Below are 2,471 nucleotides of genomic sequence, written 5' to 3' on the forward strand. Positions count from 1 at the left end.
GGCGTCGAGGGCGGCGACCTGCCGGTCGCGCCAGGCCGCCAGGGCCGGTGGGGCGGTCGTGTAGTGACCGTGACAGTCGATGATCATGACGGCGTCCTTCGCAAGCCGGACTGCTCTGCTGGGTGCCGTGCAGCCTCGCCCCGCCTCGCGCCGCCGTACGAGAGGGCCTCACACAGAACTAACGTCCCCTTAACACTCCGGCGGGCGCGGGACCGGTGTGGTCTACATTCGGTTGCGTGGCCACGGAGAGTGGCCGGGCTTCCCGCGGGGGCCGGAGCGGTCGAAGGAGGTGGACGGGGTGCAGGTACTGCTGGCCGAGGACGACGACGGCGTGGCGGCGGCGCTCGTGGAGGTCCTGTACGACCACGGCCACGTCACCCGCAGGGTGCGGTACGGCAGGGACGTGCTCACCTACCACCGCAGCTCCGACCTGCTCCTCCTCGACCTGGGCCTGCCCGACACGGACGGCCTGGAGGTGCTGCGCGCGTTGCGGGCGGTGAGCGACCTGCCGGTGGTGGTGCTGACCGCGCGCGGCGACGAGCGTTCGGTGGTGCGGGGGCTGCGCCTGGGCGCCGACGACTACCTCGTCAAGCCGGTGCGCCTCGCCGAACTGCTCGCCCGCATCGACGCCGTCACCCGGCGTGACCGGGCCCAGCGCGTCCTCGCCGGGCAGGCCGTACGGACCGTGCGGGCCGGTGACGTCGAGGTGGAGCTGGACGCCCGCCGGGTCCGGGTCGCCGGCACGGAGGTCGAGCTGACCACGAAGGAGTTCGACGTCCTCGCCGCGCTGGCGGCGCGGGCGGGCACCGCGGTCAGCCGCGAGCAGGTGCTGGACGAGGTGTGGGGCGACGCCCACCACGCCGTGTCCCGCTCCCTGGACGTCCACCTCACCCAGCTGCGCGCCAAGCTGCGCCGCCCCGACCTGCTGACGACGATCCGGGGCTTCGGCTACCGCTTCGGCGACCCCGGTTCCGGTTCCGGCCCGGGTTCCGGCCCCGGCCCCGGTCCCGGCTCCGGTCTCGGCTCCGGTTCCGGCGGGGACTGAGGCGTGCGCACCCGGGTCCAGGCCGCGCTGCTGCTGTTCGCCGTGATCGCGGTGGCCGCGTTCGCCGTGCCGCTGCTGCTGTTCACCGCGTCCGACCGCACCCAGCAGCTGGTCCTCGCGCGCAGCGCCGACCTCGACCGCTTCGCGTCCCTCATGGACCAGGCCGCGGCGACCGGGGACACCTCGGCCGTCGCCGCCGAGGCGCGCCGCTACACCCAGTTGTACGGCGAACCGCTGGTCGTCACCGACACGCGCCGCAACCCCGTCGTCCAGACCGGCGGCATGCGGGCCGGCGACCCCGCCGTCGCCCGGCTGCTCGACGCGGCGCTGCGCAACCAGACCGCGCACCCCTCGGCCGCGCTGCGGCCCTGGTCACGGGGGCACCGGATGTTCGCCGAGCCCGCCGGCACCGGGACCCGGGTCTCCGGGGCCGTCGTGCTGCGGGCCTCGGTGGGCACCGCGGCGCAGGAGATCACCCGCCGCTGGGCCGCCGTCCTCGCGGGCGCCGCACTGGTCGCCGTCGCGTGCACGGTCCTGGCGCGGGTGGCGACGGGGTGGGTGGTCAGCCCGCTGCGCCGTCTGGACCGGGCCGTCGGCCAGCTCGCCGCGGGGCTCCCGCCGGAGCAGACCAGGGCCGGCGGCCCGCCCGAACTGCGCCAGCTCGCGACCGGCTTCAACCGCATGGCCCGTACGGTCACGGCGGCCCTGGAGCAGCAGCGCAGGCTCGTCGCCGACACGTCCCACCAGATGCGCAACCCCATGGCGGCGCTCCGGCTGCGCGTCGACGCCCTGCACCCGCACCTGGCGCCGTCCGGCGCGCGCACGTACGACGGGGTCACCACCGAACTCGACCGGCTGGAGACCCTGCTCGACGACCTGCTCGCCCTCGCCGCCGCGGAGCACCGGGCCGGGGAGCTGACGGTGACCGGCGGGCCGGGCGTCCGGTGCGACGCGGCGGCGGTGGCGGCCGACCGGCACCGCCTGTGGGAACCGGTCGCCGAGCGCGCCGGGTCCCGCCTGGTCCTGCGGACCGCCCACCCGGTTCCGGTCCCGGTCCCGGCCGCCTGCACGGAGCGCGAACTCGCCCAGATCGCGGACATCCTCCTGGACAACGCCATCAAGTACGCGGGCGAGGGCGCGGAGATCACACTTCACTGTGCTCTTGCCGCCGGGCCCGGGCCCGCGGTCCTCACGGTGACGGACGACGGCCCCGGCCTCGGCACGGAGGAACTGGCCCTGGCCACCACACGGTTCTGGCGCGCGGGCCGCCGGCGCCGCGACGGCACCGTGGCCGCGGGCACGGGCCTGGGCCTGGCCATCGCCGAACAACTCCTGGCGGGCCGCGGCGGCCACCTGGAACTGACCCCGGCCGAACCGAGGGGCCTGCGGGTACGGGCGGTGCTCCCCGGGGCGACGGCCCCCGGGG

Annotated in this window: 2 protein-coding genes; both read left to right on the forward strand. The window is 76.3% G+C overall.

Annotated features, from left to right (window positions below):
• The first annotated feature begins 298 nt into the window (after positions 1-298).
• Complete coding sequence (locus FGF04_RS38785; RefSeq protein ID WP_149516089.1) at positions 299-1,045, forward strand: response regulator transcription factor; 747 nt, start codon at positions 299-301, stop codon at positions 1,043-1,045.
• Between the two features lie 3 nt (positions 1,046-1,048).
• A partial coding sequence (locus tag FGF04_RS38790; protein WP_149516090.1) for a sensor histidine kinase occupies positions 1,049-2,471 on the forward strand: 1,423 nt, incomplete at its 3' end.

It is taken from the genome of Streptomyces apricus (genome assembly GCF_008369065.1).
GTDB classification, from domain to species: domain Bacteria; phylum Actinomycetota; class Actinomycetes; order Streptomycetales; family Streptomycetaceae; genus Streptomyces; species Streptomyces apricus.